Here is a 19,160-nt window from a genome sequence, read left to right on the forward strand (position 1 = left end):
GCGACACGCCGGTGTCAGGCGTGAATAAGTTCGGACTCGATGCGTTCGGTGGCGGGGTGCAGGGGACGGGTCGGGTAAATTTGGGGCGACGGCGCGGTAGACGGACGAGAGCGAGGAGCGGCGGGTGTATCTGAAGAGCCTGACGCTCAAGGGGTTCAAGTCGTTCGCGCAGCCGACGACGTTCGCGTTCGAGCAGGGTGTCACCTGCGTGGTCGGGCCGAACGGCTCCGGCAAGTCCAACGTGGTGGATGCGCTCGCCTGGGTGATGGGGGAACAGGGCGCGAAGACGCTCCGCGGCGGCAAGATGGAGGACGTCATCTTCGCCGGGACCTCTACCCGTGGCCCGCTCGGCCGGGCTGAGGTCACCCTCACCATCGACAACTCCGACGGCGCACTCCCGATCGAGTACTCCGAGGTCACCATCTCGCGCACGCTGTTCCGCAACGGCGGAAGCGAGTACGCGATCAACGGCTCGGCCTGCCGCCTGCTCGACGTGCAGGAGCTGCTCAGCGACTCCGGACTCGGCCGCGAGATGCACGTCATCGTCGGCCAGGGGCAACTGGATGCGGTGCTGCACGCCAGCCCGGAGGACCGGCGCGGCTTCATCGAGGAGGCCGCCGGCATCCTGAAGCACCGGCGGCGCAAGGAGAAGACCCTCCGCAAGCTGGAGGCGATGCAGACCAACCTCACCAGGCTGAGCGACCTCGCCGGGGAGATCAGGCGGCAGCTGAAGCCGCTCGGCCACCAGGCGGAGATCGCCAGGGAGGCGCAGTCGATCGCGGCCGTCGTTCGCGACGCCAGGGCGCGCATCCTGGCCGACGACGTGGTGGCGTTGCGCACGGCGCTCGACGACCACGGCCGCACGGAGTCCGAGCGGCACAGCGAGCGGATCGTTCTGCAGGAGCAACTGGAGCAGAAGCAGCTGAGGGTCGCACGGCTCGAACAGGCGCAGGTCGGCGACGAGGTCGACATCGCCCGGCGCACCGCGTTCGGCCTCGAGTCGGTGCAGGAGCGCCTCCGCAATCTCTACACGATGGCCAATCAGCGGCTCGCGCTGCTCGGCAGCCAGGCCGACGCACCGGATGCCGGCCCGAGCGTCAGCCAGCAGATGGTCCAGGATGCGCGCGACGAGATCGACAGGCTCCGCACCGTGGTCACCGAGGCGGAGGCCGCGTGGACCGCCGCGCAGGCCGCCACCCGGTCCGCCCGCGGCAGGCTCGACGCCGTCGACGACGAGATCGCCGCCCAGAGCGCCCTCGTCTCCCGCCACGACCTCGAACTGTCCAAGCTGACCGGCCAGGCCGACGCGGCGGCGCAGCGACTCGCCGCGGTGCGCGGAGAGGTGCTGCGTCAGCAGAACGCGCTGGATGCGGCTACCGACCGCCGGGAGAAGGCGCGCGCCGAGTTCGCCGCCCGGGAGGCGGAGGCGGCAACGGCTGACGTCGGCGAGGGCAACCTCGACGAGGCGTACGAGCTGGCCCAGGCCGACGTCTTCGAGGCGGAGGGCGAGATCGAGCGCCTCCGCGAGGAGCTGCACACCCTGGAGCGCGAGCGCGACGCCCTCGCGGCGCGCACCAGCGCGCTGTCGTCCGCTCTCGACCAGAAGGACGGCTCTGCCGCGCTGGTCGCCGCCCGGCTGCCGGGCGTGCGCGGGCTGGTCGCCGAGCACATCCGCGTGCATCCCGGATTCGAGGCGTCGATCGCCGCGGCCCTCGGGTCGCTGGCGGATGCGGTGCTCGCCGACGACAGGGCGAGCGCGTTCGACGCGGTCGCCCAGGCGTCGTCCGACGATCTGGGGCGGGTGGAGGTCATCATCGCCGACGCGTCCGCGTCCGAGGTCGACCTGTCCGGTGTCGCGGGCGTCGTCGCCGCGCGCTCGGTGGTAGAGGCTCCGGACGGCGTGCTCGGCATCCTGGCGTTCACGGCCATCGCCGACGACCTGGATGCCGCCAGGGCGGCATCCGCCGCATTCGCGAAGCGGAAGCTCGGCGGCCCGGTGACGATCATCACGAAGTCCGGGGACGTGCTCACCGACTACGTGCTGCGCGGCGGCTCCGGGGCGAAGCAGAGCCGCATCGAGCTGATCGCCGACCGCGATGCTGCGGCAGACCGGCTGGGCGAGGTCACCTCCCTGATCGACAGGGCCAAGTTCGCCCTCGCCGAGCAGCGCGGTGTGCTGCAGGTGGCGAAGGAGCAGTCGCAGGCCGCGCTCGCGTCCCTCCGCGAGTTCGACGCGAAGCTGGCGGCGCAGACCGAGCAGCTCAACAGGCTCAAGGTGCAGCTGGAGGCGTCGCAGGCCGAGTTCGACCGCCTGAGCACCGCGCTGTCCCTCGCCGCGGAACGCGTCGCGGAGGCGGAGGCCGCCGCCGATAAGGCGAAGTCGGAACTGGAGACGGCACGGTCCCGCCCGCGCCCGATCCTCGACGTGACCGCACGGGATGCGCTCTCCGCCGAGCTGGAGGCCGCCAGGGAGGCGGAGGTCGAATCCCGGCTCTCCGTCGAGACGGCCAAGGAGCGCGTGCGCGCCGAGCAGGCCAGGGGAGAGGCGCTCGCCCGGCAACTCGACGCAGAGCGCGCCGCCGCGGAGGAGGCCGCCCGCCGCGCCGTCATCCGTCGCCGCCAAGTGGATGCGGCCACCGGCGTCATCGAGGCGCTTCCCGCCGTGCTCGACTCCGTCGACCGGTCCGTCGCGCAGGCGAGGGTCGAGCTGGCCGCCGCCGAGGCGAAGCGGTCGAGCCAGAACGACGAGCTCGCCACGCTGCGCCGCGAGGAGAACGCGGTGCGCGATCGCCTGCAGGTCATCACCGAGAGCGTGCACGGCCTCGAACTGCAGATCTACGAGAAGAAGCTCCACTTGTCGAGCCTGCTCGAACGCGCGGGCAGCGAACTCGGCCTGGTCGAGGATGTGCTGGTGGCCGAGTACGGCCCGGAGGTGCCCATCCCGGTCGACGCGCCCACACCGGATGCGACGGAGGACTCCGATCAGGACGGCGACGCGGGCCAGGACGGCGACGCCGAGCGCGAGACGGTCCCCTTCAACCGGGAGCAGCAGCAGAAGCGCCTCGCCGCCGCCGAGCGGAAGCTGGCGCAGCTCGGCCGCGTCAACCCGCTCGCGCTGGAAGAGTTCGCCGCGCTCGAACAGCGCCACAAGTTCCTCACCGAGCAGCTGACCGACCTCACCAAGACGCGCACAGACCTGCTGACGATCATCGAGGACATCGACGAGAAGATGCAGACCATCTTCGAGTCGGCCTTCGAGGACACCAAGGAGGCGTTCGGCTACGTCTTCCCCATCCTGTTCCCGGGAGGCACGGGAAGCATCTCGCTGACGGACCCGGAGAACCTGCTCACCACCGGCATCGAGGTGTCCGTGAAGCCGGCGGGCAAGAAGATCGAGCGGCTGTCGCTGCTCTCCGGCGGTGAGCGCTCGCTCGCGGCCGTCGCACTGCTGATCGCGATCTTCAAGGCGCGCCCCAGCCCGTTCTACATCATGGACGAGGTCGAGGCCGCCCTCGACGACGCAAACCTGGGCCGCCTGCTGACGATCTTCGAAGACCTCCGCGAGTCGAGCCAGCTCATCGTCATCACCCACCAGAAGCGCACCATGGAGATCGCGGACGCCCTCTACGGCGTCTCGATGCGCCAGGACGGCGTCTCCGCGGTGGTCGGCCAGCGCGTGGCGCAGGAGCAGGCCTCCTAGCGGATCAGAGCGCGTCCGTCACGCCGGCCACGAGGTCGTCGAGCCCGGCCAGTCTCTCGTCGGCGCGCTCCTCGCAGGCTGAGGCGAGACGCTCCACCCCGGCCGCCGCAGCGGGCGACAGGTCGGCGTCCTCCGCCTTCTGCCGCAGGTGGGCAGCGAGGAGCACCAGGTCCCGGTGGTCGCCGAGCGCGTCCTGCAGCGCCTCCGCCGCCGCTGCCAGCCGCACGGCGTACCGGCCGAACAGGTCGGCGACGGACTCTGCCGCGTAGCGCAGGCGCCTGGCGGCCTTCCTGGTCGTGTGCTTGGCCTCCAGCGAGGCGTCCGCCGGCGCGGTCACCCGGCGGGCGGCGCGGCGCAGCCCTTTCCTGGCCGTCTTCCTCGGGTGGTCGGCTCCGCGGCTGGTCAGCGGAGGGGCGGCCGCGAACGAGACGGTGTCGGCGACGAGACGGCGGTCGCTCCGTCCGCTCAGCTCGGAGAGGAGGCGGGTGACGGCGGCGGCGTGGGCGGAGCGGGCGTCCGCGGCGAACGCGATGACCGCATCCATCGTCGGTGTGTCGAGCCCAGGATCGGCCGCCAGCCCATCGAGCGCCTCCGCCAGCACCTCCAGGTCGCGCACCACGCCGAGCCGTGTGCCCAGCGCTCTGAGCCTCCGTCGCAGCCGCTTGGCGTCGTCCTTCTCGAACGCGCGCCGGTACACCCCGAGGATGCTGCGCAGCCTGCGCACCCTGGTGCGCGCCTGGTGCACGGCGTCGTCGCCGCCGGTCTCGATCGCCACCAGCTGCTCGGCGAGCTCCGCCGACACCGCCACGAGAGAGAACATGGTCACACGCTAACAACTACGCTGGGAGCTATGGCAGAACGCACCCCCTGGTCTTTGTCCGGCGCGCTCCGCGGCATGTTCGCGAAGAAGACGATCGACGACACCACCTGGGACGACCTCGAGACGGCGCTCATCACCGCCGATTTCGGACCGGATGTGACCGAGGCGATCGTCGACGACCTGCGCGCCAAGGTCGACCGCTACCACACCACCGATCCGGCCGACCTGCAGCGGATGCTCCGCGAGAGCCTCGAAGAGCGCCTCTCCAAGCTCGACACCACGCTCAAGCTGAGCGACCGCCCGGCCGTCGTGCTGGTCGTCGGCGTCAACGGCGTCGGCAAGACCACCACCATCGGCAAGTTCGCCAAGTTCCTGCGCACGTACGACCGCACCGTCGTCGTCGGCGCGGCGGACACGTTCCGTGCGGCGGCCGTCGAGCAGCTCGCCACCTGGGCACAGCGCGCAGGGGTGGAGATCGTCCGCCCGCAGCAGCAGGGCCAGGATCCGGCGTCCGTCGCGTTCCAGACCGTCGAGAAGGCCAAGAACGACGGCACGGAGATCGTGATCATCGACACGGCAGGGCGGCTGCAGACCAAGGGCGGCCTGATGGACGAGCTGTCCAAGATCAAGAGGGTGGTGGAGAAGCAGGCTCCCATCGCCGAGGTGCTGCTGGTGCTCGACGCGACCACCGGTCAGAACGGGCTCGCCCAGGCGGAGGCGTTCATCGAGCACGCCGGGGTCACCGGGCTCGTGCTCACGAAGCTCGACGGCTCGGCCAAGGGCGGCTTCGTGCTCGCCGTGCAGGAGAAGACGGGCATCCCGATCAAGCTCGTCGGCCAGGGCGAGGGCATCAACGACCTCACCGGTTTCACCGCGCACGTCTTCGCTCAGCAGCTGGTCGGCTAGGGGCGCGGGCATGGCCATCGAACACGACTACTTCGGCATCATCGACGAGACCGCATCCGGTGGGCTCGCCTGGAACGACTCCGCCGACCTCTCCGAGCAGGTGGTCGAGGTCGACCTGCTCGCCGACGACGAATCGGCGGTGACCGAGTTCGCCCTGGATTCCGCCGCCGCGCTCATCCAGGCCATCGACGGGTTCGACGCCCGGGCACGGGATGCGCTGATCGCCGAGCTGAGCTCGCGCCAGTCGGCCACCGTGGCGTACATCGACGAGCACGTCGAGAAGCTGGGGGAGACCCTGCTCGACCTGCTCGTCCACAACTCGGGCGACATCGCCGTCGACGTGCTGCGCTCCCTGCAGCTGCTGCGCATCCTGCTGCAGCCAGACCACTCCGACGAGGAAGAGGTCTTCGCCACGTTCGACTACTCGATCAGCCCGGACGAGACGGATGCGCTGCTCACCGTGTCGTTCGACATCCGGGGCGACGTGGTCGCGGTCGACACGCAATCCTGACGCACAGCATCCGCCCGGTAAACTGGTTGGATCATGGCTACTTTCGGATCGCTGTCTGACCGCCTGGCAGATACCTTCAAGAACCTTCGCACCAAGGGCAAGCTCTCTCCGGCCGACGTCGACGGCACCGTGCGCGAGATCCGTCGCGCCCTGCTCGACGCCGACGTCGCGCTCCCCGTCGTCAAGGAGTTCACCGGCAAGGTGCGCGAGCGCGCCCTGAGCGACGAGGTCAACAAGGCCCTCAACCCCGCTCAGCAGGTGGTGCAGATCGTCAACGAGGAGCTCGTCGAGATCCTCGGCGGCCAGCAGCGCAGGCTGCAGTTCGCGAAGAAGCCGCCGACCGTCATCATGCTCGCCGGCCTCCAGGGCGCAGGTAAGACCACGCTCGCCGGCAAGCTCGCGAAGTGGCTCGTGAAGGACGGGCACACGCCTGTGCTCGTCGCGGCCGACCTCCAGCGCCCGAACGCCGTCACCCAGCTGCAGATCGTCGGAGAGCAGGCGGGGGTCCCCGTCTACGCCCCGGAGCCGGGCAACGGCGTCGGCAACCCGGTGCGCGTCGCGAAGGACGCCCTGAAGTTCGCGGAGACCAAGCAGTACGACACGGTCATCGTCGACACCGCCGGACGCCTCGGCGTCGACGCCGAGCTGATGAAGCAGGCGTCGGACATCCGCAAGGCCGTCGACCCGGATGAAGTGCTGTTCGTGATCGACGCCATGATCGGTCAGGATGCGGTGGCCACGGCCAAAGCGTTCCAGGACGGCGTCGACTTCACCGGTGTGGTGCTGTCCAAGCTCGACGGCGACGCCCGCGGTGGCGCAGCCCTCTCCGTCGCGTCCGTCACCGGACGCCCGATCATCTTCGCCTCCACCGGTGAGGGACTGGACGACTTCGAGCCGTTCCACCCCGACCGCATGGCGTCGCGCATCCTCGACCTCGGCGACATCCTCACCCTCATCGAGCAGGCCCAGGAGGCCTTCGACGAGGAGGAGGCGCGCAAGGTCGCCGAGAAGTTCGCGACGGACAGCTTCACGCTCGACGACTTCCTCAAGCAGATGCAGCAGCTGCGCAACATGGGCTCCATCAAGAAGATGATGGGCATGCTGCCGGGTGCCGGCGCCATGAAGCAGCAGCTCGACAACTTCGACGAGAAGGAGATCGTGCGCACCGAGGCGATCATCCAGTCGATGACCAAGGCGGAGCGCACCACGCCGAAGCTGCTGAACGGCTCGCGCCGCCTGCGCATCGCGAAGGGCTCGGGCTCCACGGTGACCGAGGTGAACCAGCTCGTCAACCGGTTCGAGCAGGCCGCCAAGATGATGAAGACCGTCGCGAAGGGCGGCGTGCCGAACGTTCCGGGCATGGGTCCGATCCCGGGCGCCAGCTACGGCGGCAAGGCCAAGCAGCAGCCCAAGAAGAAGGGCTCGCGGTCCGGCAACCCCGCCAAGCGCGCGGCGGAGAACGCAGCGCTCGGCTCCGGCGCGAAGCCGTCGACCGGCGCGCAGGGCGGCTCGGGCTTCGGCCTCGGCGGCGGCACGGGCGCCGGTAAGCAGGGTGGCCCATCCGAGGAGGAGCTGGCCTCGCTGCAGAAGTTCCTCGGCCGCTAACTCTGCCCCTCCACCGGCCCCCGAGGCCTCGCGAGATGCCAGTAACTGTTCCCCTTCAACGTTGGAGACGCGCAGTTACTGGCATCTCGCCGCCACGGGGCGTAGATGAGCGCTACAGCGCGAGGGACTTCGGCGCGAGCTTGGTCTCGATCGCCTTCGCGACGATCTCCTGACCGGCCGGGTTCGGGTGGATCCCGTCCGCCTGCAGCCACTCCGGGTGGCCGACGAGCGGGAAGCCGATGTCGACGAACGTGCCGTCCACGTCCTCCACGGCGGAGCGGAACGCGTCGTCGACCATCGTGATGGTCGCCGGCGGCTGATCGGAGCCCCAGATGGCGGTGACGCCGATGATGTGCGCCCGCGGGAACGCGGAGCGGAGCGCTCCCACCAGTTCCGAGCTCTTCTGAGCGAGCGCCGCCGGGTCTTCCAGGCGGTCGTTCCTGGTCGCGGCGATCAGGATGTACGACGGCTTCAGCGTGACGGCCTGGTCGACCTGATGCTGGAAGGTCGTGCCGTTCCAGCCGGGGTGCAGGAAGCCGGAGCCGGAGACGGCGAGGTCGGTGAGCCGCCAGTCGTGCACCTTCGCGACGAGCGCGGGCCACGCCTGGTCCTGCTGGATGCCCTTGCCGAACGCGATGGAGTCGCCGATCGCGACGGCGACGGGACGCTCCGCGACCTGCGGCGCTGCGGCCGAGCGCTGCCCGGCGACGGGTTCCTGCGGTGCGGCGGCCGTGCATCCGGTGAGGACGACGGCGGCAGCCGTGGCGGCGGCGAGAAGGGCCACTCGGAGGCCACGGGTAGACAAGCGCACGGAGCGAGAGTAAGGGGCGGAAGCTGCGTGAAAGCTGTGTGTTTCAGAAGGTCCGATCAGCGGGCGGCCGCTGACCGCATCCGGTGGCCCGAATCAGTGCGACGAGGCGTTCGCGGACTTCGTCGTGACCCTGGCCGCCGCGATCTTGTCCGCGATCAGCCCGGCGAGCAATTGCTGCCCCTCCGTCGTGGGATGCACGTTGTCCTTCTGCACCAGATCGGCGCGGTTCTGGAACGGCTGGCCGACATCCACCCAGGTGCCGTCGACCGCGAGCACGGCGCTGCGGACGATGCTCGCGACCACCGGCGTCGCCGGGGTCGGGGTGCCTGCACCCCAGATCGGGCCGACCCCGATGATGACCGCGTCCGGGAGGGCGGTGCGCAGCCTCTGCAGCTGTGCCGTCGCCGTCTGCTTGAGCTCGATGGTCGAGCCGAGCGTGTCGTTGCGGGTGGCCGCGACGAGCACGACCTGCGGCCGCAGGGCGATCGCCTGGGTCACCTGTGCCTCGTAGGTGTGCGTGTTGAGTCCCGGCGCGATGAAGCCGGATGCGCTGTCGGCGAAGTCGTTGAGCGTCCAGCCGAACTGGTCGGCGACGAGGAACGGCCAGGCGTCGTCGGAGGGGACGCCGTTGCCGATCGCGATCGAGTCTCCGATGGCGGCGGCGCGCACGGGCGCGTCGGAGGACGCCTGCGACGTCGGGGCCGGCGTCGGCTCTCCCGTGACGGTGGCTCCGCCGGCGAAGGCGGTGCATCCTGCGGTCACGGTGAGGACGATGGCGGCGATGGCGGCGGCGGCGATTCGGGTTATCGGTCGGGCGAGCACAGCAGAAAGCATACGTTGCCGGTTCGCAGAGGATGCTGAGCGGGGCAGCGGGCGGGGCAGCGAGCAGGGGAGCGGCGGCAGGGTCAGCTCCTGTCGAGTCCGTCGCGCAGCTCGTGCGTGAGCGAGCTGACGACCGCCTGCAGGCTGCCGCCGTTCGCCTCTGCGACCCGCAGCTGCCGCTGGTAGCTCGCGCCCTTCGACAGGATCACGTCGACCGTCTCCAGCTCGGCCAGGCAGCCGAGGCGTTCCGCCGTGGGGGAGAGGTCGACGATCAGGTCGCGCAGCGCGTCCGACACCAGCCGCTCGCCGCCGTCCGGTGCGGTGATGATCTCCGCATCCAGGCCGTAGCGGGCCGCGCGCCACTTGTTCTCCCTGACGAACCAGGGCTGCAGCGTGACCGGCTCCTCTCCGTCGTCCAGCTGGCCGGACATCCGGTCGGTGAGGCAGTGGATGATCGCGGCAACGGCGCCGACCTCGTCCGCCGTCGACATCCCGTCGCAGGCGCGCATCTCGACCGTTCCCCACTTCGGCGACGGCCGGATGTCCCAGCGCACCTCGCTATGGTCGGTCACGACGCCGGTCGTCACCAGATCCTGCACGTACTCCTCGTAGTTCGCCCAGCTGCCGAATTGCCAGGGCAGCCCCGCCGTCGGCAGCTGCTGGAACATCAGCGCTCTGTTGGAGGCGTATCCCGTGTTCGCTCCCGCCCAGAACGGACTGGATGCGCTGAGCGCCTGCAGGTGCGGATAGTAGGTGAGCAGGCCGTTGACGATCGGCAGCGCCTTCTCCCTGTCGTCGATGCCGACGTGCACGTGGATGCCCCAGATCATCATCTGGCGCCCCCACCACTGCGTGCGGTCGAGCAGGCGGTCGTAGCGCTCGTTGGGGGTGACCTTCTGGTCGAACCACTGGGCGAACGGATGCGTTCCCGCGCACATCAGCTCGACGCCGAGCGGGTCGATGACCTCGCGGACGAGCCCGATCAGCCCCTGGAGGTCGTCGACCGCATCCGGGACAGTGCGGTGAACCCGGCTGACCAACTCGACAGTGTTCATCAGCAGTTCGTGGGTGATCTGCGGGTGCTCTTCGCCGTCCGGCCCGGAGAGCTCCTTCAGCACCTCCTCGGCGATCTGCACGAGGTCTCCCGTCGACGAGTCGACCAGCGCCAGCTCCCACTCGATTCCGACGGTGGAACGCTCGGATTCCGAGAATTCGATCTGCATAGTGGGCGTCCTGATCATTCGATTGTTCAAAGGGCGGCGGTATCTGACAGAATAGCTAGTTGAGTTCCCTCGTACCCGACCCTCTAATCAGGTGCGGTGGAACACCATAGACCTCCTGCCGAGTGTGCCCCCACGCTCACGGCAGACAGTTCGTCACGTCACTCATACACACAGGAGAATTTGTGTCTGTCAAGATCCGTCTGAAGCGCCTCGGCAAGATCCGCGCACCGTACTACCGCATCGTCGTCGCCGACTCGCGCACCAAGCGCGACGGCCGTGTCATCGAGGAGATCGGTCTGTACCACCCGACCGAGGACCCCTCGGTCATCGAGGTCAACTCCGAGCGCGCGCAGTACTGGCTGAGCGTCGGCGCCCAGCCGACCGAGCAGGTCCTCGCACTCCTCAAGCTCACCGGAGACTGGGGGCAGTTCAAGGGCGACAAGAACGCCACCAGCACCGTCAAGGTCAAGGAAGCCAAGGTCGAGTTCCAGGCCGACGAGAAGAAGAAGCCGGTCCTCAAGCCGAAGGCGGAGAAGCCGGCTGCTGTCGCAGCAGAGGCCGAGGCCGTCGTCGAGGCAGAGGTCGAGGCCGAGGAGGCCGCTGAGGCCGAGGTCGTCACCGAGGCCGAGGAAATCACCGAGGCTGCCGCCGACGGCGAGAAGGCGTAACACCTTGCTCGCACCCGCACTCGCGCACCTCGTCAAGGGGATCGTGGATCACCCGGACGACGTGCACGTCGTTGCAAAGAGTTCGCCCCGTGGCGAGGTCCTCGAGGTTCGCGTGAACCCCGAGGACCTCGGCAGGGTCATCGGCCGGTCCGGCCGCACCGCCAAGGCGCTGCGGACGCTGGTCGGTGCACTGGCCGACGGCCGACGCGTTCGCGTCGACGTCGTCGACGACTGAGGTGGCCGACCACAAGCTGCCCCGCAAGGACGCCGCACCGCGGCCGGATGAGACCCAGCTGCGGGTCGGACGGCTCACCAAGGCGCACGGCCTGAAGGGCGCGATCAAGGTCGAGCTCTACACGGACGAGCCCGAGAAGCGCTTCGTCCCAGGAGCGGTCTTCACCCTGCAGGTGCCGACCGCATCCAAGTGGCACGGCAAGTCGCTCGAGCTGACCGAACTGCGCTGGTACAACGGCCACGCCGTGGCGTTCTTCGCAGGAGTGGACGACCGCTCGGAGGCGGAGACCCTCATCAAGGCGATCCTCTGGGTCAGCCAGGATGTGAAAGAGCTCCCCGACGAGGAGGACGCCTGGTACGACCATCAGCTGGTCGGACTGGATGCCCTCCGTGACGGCCAGAAGGTCGGTGTCGTCGCCCGCGTCGACCACCTTCCTGCGCAAGACCTGCTCGCGATCAAGACCGCGAACGGCGAAGTGCTCGTGCCGTTCGTCAAGGCGATCGTGCCCGAGGTCGACGTGACGGCGGGAACGGTGACGCTCACCCCGCCCGCCGGACTGTTCGAAGAACTGCCGGACGACGACGTGGATGCCGAGGCAGATACGGACGCCGAGCCGGAGAACGACGCGGAGTAGCCGCCAGCCGTCATTGCACTGATTGCCAGAAGAGCCCCGACGAGAGTCGGGGCTCTTCTGCGTCCTGCACCCGCCGTCAGCGCACGATCGCGAGGCCGCGGGCGCGCAGGGTGCGGGTGTCGGCATCCAGTGCCGCCATCAGGCGCTCGTGCGTGCCGACGATGTGCCGGTGGATGCTATCGGCCGCTGCCTCCGCATCCCGGGCGGCCAGCAGGCCGAGGATGTCGCGGTGCTCCTGCCAGGCGGTGCGGCGCGCATCCTCCGTGCGCACTTCGAGCCAGCGGGTGCGGGCGAGCCTGGTCATGGCCGCGTCGACGCTGTCGGCGAAGAAGTGGTTGCCGGACAGCTGCGCGAGCTCCACGTGGAAGTGCGTGCCGGCGATCATCGCGTCGTCGCTCGGCCGGTGCAGGTCGAAGGCGCCGAGACGGGTGGTGAGGTCGGCGATGGCGTCGTCGGAGGCGCGGGCGCAACTGTGCCGGATCGCAGCGGACTCGACAGCGTCGCGGAGTTCGCTGAGCCGGGCGATCTCGCCGAGGTCGATGGGGGTGATCTGCCAGGCGCGGCCGTCGCGCTCGACGAGGCCGTCGGCCTCCAGGCGCATCAGGGCGGCGCGGAGCGGGGTGCGGGACGCGCCGAGATCCGTTTCGAGGCCGCGTTCGGTCAGGCGTGCGCCCGGCATCCGTTCGAGGTCGAGGATCTGCGCGCGCAGCCGGTCGTAGACGGTCGTTTGCTCAGCCACGCGGGGACTCCTTTTGGTATACCGGCTTGGTATACCACTAGGGTATACCTCGTGACCTCCACCGTACAACGCACCCCGCGACCGTGGCTCATGCTGTCGTTCGGCGTCATCGCCCAGGCCAGCTCCACCGTGTTCGTCTCGACGCCCGCCTTCCTCATCCCGCTGCTGCACACCGAGCGCGGGCTCAGCCTCGCCCAGGCCGGGCTGCTCGCTTCCGCACCGACCCTCGGCCTGGTCATCACGCTCATCGGCTGGGGAGCGCTCAGCGACAGGATCGGCGAGCGCTGGGTGATCGCATCCGGACTCGCGCTGACCGCCGCCGTCGCCTTCGCCGCGATGTTCGCGAGCGACTACCTCAGCCTCGGCGCGCTGTTCCTGCTGGGAGGGATGGCGTCGGCGAGCCCCAACGCCGCCAGCGGGCGCGTGGTGATCGGCTGGTTCCCGAAGGAGCGTCGCGGACTCGCGATGGGCATCCGGCAGATGTGCCAGCCGCTCGGCGTCGCCGTCGCGGCGCTGACCATCCCGCAGCTCGCCGCGGCGGGCGGGATCGGCGCTGCACTGGCGGTGCCCGCCGTGCTCTGCGCCGTGTCCGCCGTGCTGTGCGCCGTCGGCATCGTCGACCCGCCCCGGCCTCCGCGGACGACGGGAGGGGATGCGCATCCACTGGCCGTGTGGAAGCCGTACAAGGAGACCTCGCTGCTGTGGCGCATCCACGGGGTGTCGATGCTGCTGGTGGTTCCGCAGTTCACGGTGTCGACGTTCGGGCTGGTCTGGCTGGTGACCGAACTGCACTTCTCCGCCCTCGCCGCCGGGATCGTGATCGGCGTGAGCCAGTTCGCCGGGGCGATCGGGCGCATCGGCGTCGGGGTGCTGAGCGACAAGGTCGGCAGCCACCTGCTGCCGCTGCGCTGGGTGTCCGTCGCGGCTGCCGTGGTGATGCTGCTGATGGGAGCAGCGTCGGCGCTCGGCGCGGTGTGGGCCGCGGTGATCCTGATCGTCGCGGCCATCGTCACCGTGGCGGACAACGGACTGGCGTACACCTCGGTGGCGGAGATCGCCGGGCCGTTCTGGTCCGGCAGGGCGCTCGGCACGCAGAACACGGGCCAGTTCCTGGCGGCGTCGGTGGTGGGCCCTGCGGTCGGCGGCCTCATCACCCTGCTCGGCTACCCGCTCGCCTTCGCAGCGGTGGCGCTCTGCCCGGTGATCGCGACGCCGCTCGTGCCCAGGGACAGGGAGCTCGCCGTCGTCCCGCAATAAGCGGCGCGCGCTCGCATAAGCTGGATGGATGCGCATCGACATCGTCACGATCTTCCCCGAGTTCTTCGATGTGCTCGACATCTCGCTGCTCGGCAAGGCCAGGCAGACCGGCCTGATCGACCTCGGCGTGCACAACCTGCGCGACCACACCCACGACAGGCACCGCACGGTCGACGACACCCCGTACGGCGGCGGCGCCGGCATGGTGATGAAGCCGGAGCCGTGGGGCGAGGCGCTCGACGGCATCCTGGAGGCGAGCCCCGGCGACCCGCTGGTCATCTTCCCGTCCCCGGCCGGAGACGTCTTCACCCAGTCGATCGCGCGCGAGCTCGCCGAGGAGAAGCACCTGGTCTTCGGATGCGGCCGATACGAGGGCATCGACCAGCGCGTCTTCGACGACACGGCATCCAGGGCCAGGGTGCGGCTGATGAGCATCGGCGACTACGTGCTCAACGGGGGAGAGGTGGCGACGATGGCGATGATCGAGGCGATCGGCAGACTCATCCCCGGTGTGGTCGGCAACCCGGAGAGCCTGGTGCAGGAGTCCCACGAGGACGGCCTGCTCGAATACCCCAGCTACACCAAGCCTGCATCGTGGCGCGGCCACGACGTGCCTCCCGTGCTGCTCTCCGGCAACCACGGCGCCATCGCGGCGTGGCGGCACGAGCAGCAGCTCGAGCGCACGCGCGCCGTGCGGCCGGACCTGCTGCCGTAGACGGAACGACAGACGCCCGCCCGCACGGCTGACCGAGCGGGCGGGCGTGTCACGCAGTCTCCGTGCGCGAAGAGTTCGGGATCAGTGCCCCACTTCACCCCGCCACGCGCCGGTCTCTGCGCTCTGGCTCTCGATGAAGCGCTTGAAGTTCTCCAGGTCCTTCTTCACCGCGTGGCTTCCGGCTCCGATGGCTGCGCCGATCTTCTCGATCAGGTCGGACGGCGTCCATTCCAGCTGCACGGTGACCTTGGTCGTCGTGTCCGACAGGCGGTGGAAGGTCACGACGCCGGCGTGCTGCACATCGCCGGAGATGCTCTTCCAGGCGACGCGCTCATCCGGCAGCTGCTCGGTGATGACGGTGTCGAACTCGCGCTCCTGGCCGCCGATCTTCACGCGCCAGTGATTGGTGGTCTCATCGACCTGCGTCACTTCTTCGACCTCGTCGAGGAAGTGGGGGAAAGACTCGAACTGAGTCCACTGGTTGTATGCGGTGGTCACGTCGACGTCCACATCGACGGATTCGGTCACGTCAGCCATAGGGGCTCCCTTCCGTTGCCGGCCGGATTCTCCGACCCGCCAGAACGGTAGACCGCCGGTGGAAGGCGCTGAAGGCCTGGACATCCGCGCCAGACCGTGTAGCCGTCAGTCTCGGGCGGTGAGGACGAGCGGCCCGTCCTCGGTGATCGCGACCGTGTGCTCGGAGTGCGCTCCGCGCGAGCCGTCGGCACTGCGGAGCGTCCAGCCGTCCCTGTCGGTGTAGATCTCGTCGGTCGACTCGAGGAACCACGGCTCGATCGCGATGACGAGTCCTGGGCGCAGCGGGTAGCCACGCCCGGCGCGGCCGTCGTTGGCGATGTGCGGGTCCCCGTGCATCGTGTGGCCGACGCCGTGGCCGCCGAACTGCAGGTTGACCGTGTATCCCTCCGCGTGCGCGACGGCGCCGATGGCGGCGGAGATGTCCCCGACCCTGCCGCCCGGCTGCGCGGCCTGGATCCCGGCGGCGAGGGCGCGGCGGGTGGTGTCGATGAGGTGGAGGTCGGCATCCCGGGGCTGACCCACCACCAGGCTGATCGCCGAGTCGGCCACCCAGCCGTCGACGGATGCGGCGAAGTCGAGGGTCAGCAGGTCGCCGTCCTGCAGGCGGTAGTCGTGGGGGAGTCCGTGCAGCACGGCGTCGTTGACCGACGTGCAGATGACCTTGCCGAACGGGCTGGCGCCGAACGACGGGTGGTAGTCGATGTAGCAGGACTCCGCGCCGGTCTTCCTGATCAGGTCGTGCGCGATGCGGTCGAGCTCCAGCAGGTTCACGCCCACCTTCGCCGCGGCAGCGGTCTGCTGCAGCACATCGGCCACGAAGCGGCCGGCAGGCCGCATCTGCTCGATCTCGGCGGGGGTCCTCAACTCGATCACGGTGTCTCCTTCACGTCGACACCCAGTGTTCCATGATTGTTGCACGCGCGGTGCATCCGGGCGCTTTTGGCTGTCGGCGAACCCGCAGCCGCTGCACAGGCGAGCGCGGATACGCTGGTGCCGTGATCCTCCGCAAGGCGTTCTACTGGTGGTTGTTCCCCTCCGCCGTGATCCTGCCTGTCTGGCTGCTCATCGGCTGGGCGATCTTCGGCTCCGGCGGGTGGAGCTTCATCGGCCTGCTCATCCTGTGCCCTGTGCTGTTCATCGCGATGCTCGCGATCGGCGGCATCATCATGGCGCGCAAGACCGTGCGGGACACCAAGGCCGTCTCCTGGTGGGACGTCGGTCTGATCGGCGCGTGGCACGCCTCCATCGTCGCGTTCGGCTGCTTCATCCCCGGGGTGATGAGCTGGCTCGCCGTCCTCGGCATCCTGCTCGGTCTCGCCGCGTTCTGGGTGGCGCTCTGGCAGCTGGTCACCGAGGCCAGGATGCGCGTGCAGCAGACCTTCGAGGCCTACGAGCGCGCCGCGCAGCCGCAGCAGGTCCGGCGACCGGATGCGCTCTTCGAGGAGGGCTCGGAGGTCATCGTGATCGAAGAGCGGCGCGACGAGCACTGACCGCTTTGGCAAACGCATCCTGTTCATGGCAGAATTGATCTTTGTGCCGCGGCCAGGCTCTGCCACAGGGGAGCCAGCACTTCTCGCGCACACCCCATACCGTTGATTCCCGGTCGTCGCCTGCTCTGAGCAGGAGGTGGCCCCAAGTCCGTCCTCGACCTGTGGCGGGTACAGAGAGCGAACAGCAATGCACATCCTCGATTCCGTCGACGCCGCGTCCCTGAAGTCGGACATTCCCGACTTCCGCGCGGGCGACACCGTCAAGGTTCACGTCAACATCATCGAGGGCAGCCGCTCTCGTATCCAGGTCTTCCAGGGCGTCGTCATCGGCCGCTCCAACGAGGGCGTCCGCGAGACCTTCACGGTCCGCAAGGTCAGCTTCCAGGTCGGCGTCGAGCGTACCTTCCCGGTGCACTCCCCGGTCATCGACAAGATCGAGGTCGTCACCCGCGGAGACGTCCGTCGCGCCAAGCTCTACTACCTGCGCGAACTGCGCGGCAAGAAGGCGAAGATCAAGGAGAAGCGCGACAACTAGGCTTCTCGGCTCACGCCGGAAGACCTCGACGCGCGGCATCCGCCCACGCATCGGCTGAGCTCCCTGTCCCATACACTTGGGCAGGGAGCTCAGGCGGTCAAATGACGGACGAAGCAGTGCCCACCCGGTCGGACCGCGTGGCTCAGGAACGGCGCGGCGCGCGCAAGCGCAGCAGGAGCCGGCGGCGGAGCGTACGACTCTTCCTCCGCGACCTCGCGGTGATCGTGGTGGTCGCCATCCTGGTGTCCTTCCTGGTGAAGACCTTCGTGGTCCGCTCGTTCTACATCCCGTCGGCGTCGATGGAGAACACGCTGCAGATCAACGACAGGATCATCGTCAACGAGCTGGAGCCCGGGCTGTTCCCGATCAGCCGCGGCGATGTCGTCGTGTTCCGGGATCCGGGCGGCTGGCTCCCTCCGCAGCCGCCCAGCAGGGAGAGCCCCGTCTCGCAGGCCATCGACCAGGCGCTGACCTTCATCGGACTCTCCGCCTCCGACAGCAACGATCACCTCGTGAAGCGCGTCATCGGGCTGCCGGGCGACCACGTCGCCTGCTGCAACGTCGATGGAAGAGTCACCGTGAACGGCAGCCCGCTGGACGAGCCGTACGTGCTGCTGCAGCCCGGGCAGAAGAACGCCGCGACACTCGCGTTCGATGTCACGGTTCCGAAGGGCGAACTGTGGGTGATGGGGGATAATCGGTACAACTCCCAGGACTCGTCGCGCAACCAGAGCCTGCCGGGTCACGGCTTCGTCCCGATCGACCATGTTGTCGGGCGGGCGTTCGTGATCAGCTGGCCGACCAGCCGGTGGACCTGGCTCGACAACTACCCCGAGGTGTTCCGCGGGGCGGAGGAGGACAAGCGATGATGGCGCCGGTGAGCCCCACCCTCCGGTTCGAGAAGTCCCTCTACCGCACGGGTGTGACTTCGATCGTCGGCGTCGACGAGGTCGGCCGCGGCGCCCTGGCCGGACCGGTCGCGGTCGGGATGGTCGTCATCGACACCGCCGTGAAGCGCATCCCGGTCGGCCTGCGCGACTCGAAACTCCTGCCGGAGGCCGCCCGCGAGGCGCTGGAGCCGCACTGCCGCAAATGGGTGCTGCACCACGCGGTCGGCATGGCGTCCGCGGCGGAGGTCGACTCGCTCGGCATCATGCGCTGCCTCGGACTCGCGGGCGCTCGGGCGATGGAACTGCTCGAGCAGGGCGGGGCGCAGATCCGGGAGAGCACCCTCATCCTGGACGGCAACTACGACTATCTGAACCCGGTGCTGATGCGCCCGGCCCGCGTGGTGACGCGGATCAAGGCGGACAGGGACTGCGCGTCGGTCGCCGCCGCCAGCGTGATCGCGAAGGTGCACCGCGACCGGCTGATGATCGAGCACAGCGCCGACTATCCGGGCTACGGCTGGGCATCGAACAAGGGCTACTCCAGCCGCGAACACTTCGACGCCATCGCCGAGCTCGGACCGAGCGCGCTGCACCGGCTGACCTGGCTGCGGGATGCGGCAACGCTCCCCATTCCGACATGACCCCTCCGTCCGGCATAGACTTGACGAACAATGGATGAAGACGAGTTCGACGACTACGACCGCGAGGTCGAGTTGGCTTTGTACCGCGAATACCGGGACGTCGTCTCGCAGTTCAAGTACGTGATCGAGACCGAGCGCCGGTTCTACCTCGCGAACGAGGTGGAGTTCGTGCGCCGTGACACCGAGCACGACTTCTACTTCGAGCTGACGATGAACGACGTGTGGGTGTGGGATGTGTACCGTTCCGACCGCTTCGTGAAATCGGTGCGCGTGCTCACGTTCAAAGACGTGAACATCGAGGAGCTGTCGAGCAAGGAGTTCGAGCTCCCCAAGGAACTCGCGCTCGACGAGTAGCTCGGCGTTCTTCTCCACAGCCAGACCGGGGGAGGCAACTCTCCACAGATTCCTTCCCGGCTCCCTG

General features: G+C 69.0%; 21 protein-coding genes. 14 read left to right on the forward strand and 7 right to left on the reverse strand.

The window, feature by feature from the left end:
• Positions 1 to 124 precede the first annotated feature (124 nt).
• The gene (smc, locus tag ACN6M5_RS02545) at positions 125 to 3,700 is read left to right on the forward strand and encodes a chromosome segregation protein SMC (protein WP_434948402.1); all 3,576 of its coding nucleotides are present in this window, start codon (positions 125 to 127) and stop codon (positions 3,698 to 3,700) included.
• Positions 3,701 to 3,704: 4 nt separating this feature from the next.
• On the opposite strand, the gene ACN6M5_RS02550 is transcribed toward smc, so the two are convergent.
• Positions 3,705 to 4,520, reverse strand: coding sequence for a CHAD domain-containing protein (locus ACN6M5_RS02550; protein WP_434948403.1), 816 nt, complete (start codon positions 4,518 to 4,520; stop codon positions 3,705 to 3,707).
• Between the two features lie 30 nt (positions 4,521 to 4,550).
• Between ACN6M5_RS02550 and ftsY the strand changes: the two genes are divergently transcribed.
• From ftsY to ffh, 3 genes are read left to right on the forward strand one after another with little or no spacing between them, the layout of a single operon-like run.
• A complete protein-coding gene (ftsY, locus tag ACN6M5_RS02555; protein WP_085368591.1) occupies positions 4,551 to 5,426 on the forward strand; it encodes a signal recognition particle-docking protein FtsY in 876 nt (291 codons plus the stop codon).
• A 10-nt stretch (positions 5,427 to 5,436) separates the two neighbouring features.
• Positions 5,437 to 5,937 carry a DUF2004 domain-containing protein gene (locus ACN6M5_RS02560; RefSeq protein ID WP_085368590.1) on the forward strand — a complete coding sequence of 167 codons (501 nt, stop codon included), beginning with the start codon at positions 5,437 to 5,439 and terminating at the stop codon, positions 5,935 to 5,937.
• A gap of 33 nt (positions 5,938 to 5,970) precedes the next feature.
• On the forward strand, positions 5,971 to 7,542 hold the full coding sequence (ffh, locus tag ACN6M5_RS02565; protein WP_434948404.1) for a signal recognition particle protein: 1,572 nt from the start codon (positions 5,971 to 5,973) through the stop codon (positions 7,540 to 7,542).
• Between the two features lie 112 nt (positions 7,543 to 7,654).
• On the opposite strand, the gene ACN6M5_RS02570 is transcribed toward ffh, so the two are convergent.
• The 3 genes from ACN6M5_RS02570 to ACN6M5_RS02580 all read right to left on the reverse strand — a co-directional run bounded on the left by ACN6M5_RS02570 (position 7,655) and on the right by ACN6M5_RS02580 (position 10,398).
• Complete coding sequence (locus ACN6M5_RS02570) at positions 7,655 to 8,353, reverse strand: SGNH/GDSL hydrolase family protein (protein ID WP_434948405.1); 699 nt, start codon at positions 8,351 to 8,353, stop codon at positions 7,655 to 7,657.
• A 93-nt stretch (positions 8,354 to 8,446) separates the two neighbouring features.
• Positions 8,447 to 9,175, reverse strand: a complete 729-nt coding sequence (locus ACN6M5_RS02575) for an SGNH/GDSL hydrolase family protein (protein WP_247597372.1) — start codon at positions 9,173 to 9,175, stop codon at positions 8,447 to 8,449.
• 83 nt (positions 9,176 to 9,258) lie between these two features.
• Positions 9,259 to 10,398, reverse strand: a complete 1,140-nt coding sequence (locus tag ACN6M5_RS02580; RefSeq protein ID WP_434948406.1) for a glutamate--cysteine ligase — start codon at positions 10,396 to 10,398, stop codon at positions 9,259 to 9,261.
• Between the two features lie 182 nt (positions 10,399 to 10,580).
• Here ACN6M5_RS02580 and rpsP point away from each other — a divergent pair, with 182 nt between their 5' ends.
• The 3 genes from rpsP to rimM are packed head-to-tail and all read left to right on the forward strand — an operon-like array spanning position 10,581 to position 11,935.
• Entirely contained in the window at positions 10,581 to 11,066 is a 486-nt protein-coding gene (gene rpsP, locus ACN6M5_RS02585; RefSeq protein ID WP_434948407.1) for a 30S ribosomal protein S16, read from the forward strand.
• Positions 11,067 to 11,070: 4 nt separating this feature from the next.
• A complete protein-coding gene (locus ACN6M5_RS02590) occupies positions 11,071 to 11,301 on the forward strand; it encodes an RNA-binding protein (RefSeq protein ID WP_055893072.1) in 231 nt (76 codons plus the stop codon).
• 1 nt (position 11,302) lies between these two features.
• The gene (gene rimM / locus ACN6M5_RS02595; protein WP_434952300.1) at positions 11,303 to 11,935 is read left to right on the forward strand and encodes a ribosome maturation factor RimM; all 633 of its coding nucleotides are present in this window, start codon (positions 11,303 to 11,305) and stop codon (positions 11,933 to 11,935) included.
• A gap of 76 nt (positions 11,936 to 12,011) precedes the next feature.
• Here rimM and ACN6M5_RS02600 read toward each other — a convergent pair whose 3' ends face one another.
• On the reverse strand, positions 12,012 to 12,674 hold the full coding sequence (locus ACN6M5_RS02600; RefSeq protein ID WP_434948408.1) for a GntR family transcriptional regulator: 663 nt from the start codon (positions 12,672 to 12,674) through the stop codon (positions 12,012 to 12,014).
• Between the two features lie 90 nt (positions 12,675 to 12,764).
• Here ACN6M5_RS02600 and ACN6M5_RS02605 point away from each other — a divergent pair, with 90 nt between their 5' ends.
• Together ACN6M5_RS02605 and trmD are read left to right on the forward strand one after the other, a co-directional pair.
• Positions 12,765 to 13,931, forward strand: coding sequence for an MFS transporter (locus ACN6M5_RS02605; protein ID WP_085368583.1), 1,167 nt, complete (start codon positions 12,765 to 12,767; stop codon positions 13,929 to 13,931).
• Positions 13,932 to 13,959: 28 nt separating this feature from the next.
• Complete coding sequence (gene trmD, locus ACN6M5_RS02610) at positions 13,960 to 14,646, forward strand: tRNA (guanosine(37)-N1)-methyltransferase TrmD (RefSeq protein WP_085368582.1); 687 nt, start codon at positions 13,960 to 13,962, stop codon at positions 14,644 to 14,646.
• An 81-nt stretch (positions 14,647 to 14,727) separates the two neighbouring features.
• Here trmD and ACN6M5_RS02615 read toward each other — a convergent pair whose 3' ends face one another.
• Positions 14,728 to 15,183 (reverse strand): SRPBCC family protein, encoded by a 456-nt coding sequence (locus ACN6M5_RS02615; protein ID WP_434948409.1) that lies wholly within the window; start codon positions 15,181 to 15,183, stop codon positions 14,728 to 14,730.
• 105 nt (positions 15,184 to 15,288) lie between these two features.
• Entirely contained in the window at positions 15,289 to 16,056 is a 768-nt protein-coding gene (gene map, locus ACN6M5_RS02620) for a type I methionyl aminopeptidase (RefSeq protein ID WP_434948410.1), read from the reverse strand.
• Positions 16,057 to 16,178: 122 nt separating this feature from the next.
• Here map and ACN6M5_RS02625 point away from each other — a divergent pair, with 122 nt between their 5' ends.
• From ACN6M5_RS02625 to ACN6M5_RS02645, 5 genes are all read left to right on the forward strand, one after another.
• Positions 16,179 to 16,673, forward strand: a complete 495-nt coding sequence (locus ACN6M5_RS02625) for a hypothetical protein (RefSeq protein ID WP_085368579.1) — start codon at positions 16,179 to 16,181, stop codon at positions 16,671 to 16,673.
• Between the two features lie 187 nt (positions 16,674 to 16,860).
• Positions 16,861 to 17,208 carry a 50S ribosomal protein L19 gene (gene rplS, locus ACN6M5_RS02630; protein WP_085368578.1) on the forward strand — a complete coding sequence of 116 codons (348 nt, stop codon included), beginning with the start codon at positions 16,861 to 16,863 and terminating at the stop codon, positions 17,206 to 17,208.
• A 101-nt stretch (positions 17,209 to 17,309) separates the two neighbouring features.
• Positions 17,310 to 18,077, forward strand: coding sequence for a signal peptidase I (lepB, locus tag ACN6M5_RS02635; RefSeq protein ID WP_434948411.1), 768 nt, complete (start codon positions 17,310 to 17,312; stop codon positions 18,075 to 18,077).
• Positions 18,077 to 18,739, forward strand: a complete 663-nt coding sequence (rnhB, locus tag ACN6M5_RS02640; protein WP_247597419.1) for a ribonuclease HII — start codon at positions 18,077 to 18,079, stop codon at positions 18,737 to 18,739. Before lepB ends, rnhB begins: the two co-directional genes overlap by 1 nt.
• Positions 18,740 to 18,769: 30 nt before the next feature.
• Complete coding sequence (locus ACN6M5_RS02645; protein WP_055893100.1) at positions 18,770 to 19,093, forward strand: DUF2469 domain-containing protein; 324 nt, start codon at positions 18,770 to 18,772, stop codon at positions 19,091 to 19,093.
• Positions 19,094 to 19,160: the final 67 nt, after the last annotated feature.

This window comes from Leifsonia araucanica (genome assembly GCF_051161895.1).
Lineage (GTDB): Bacteria > Actinomycetota > Actinomycetes > Actinomycetales > Microbacteriaceae > Leifsonia.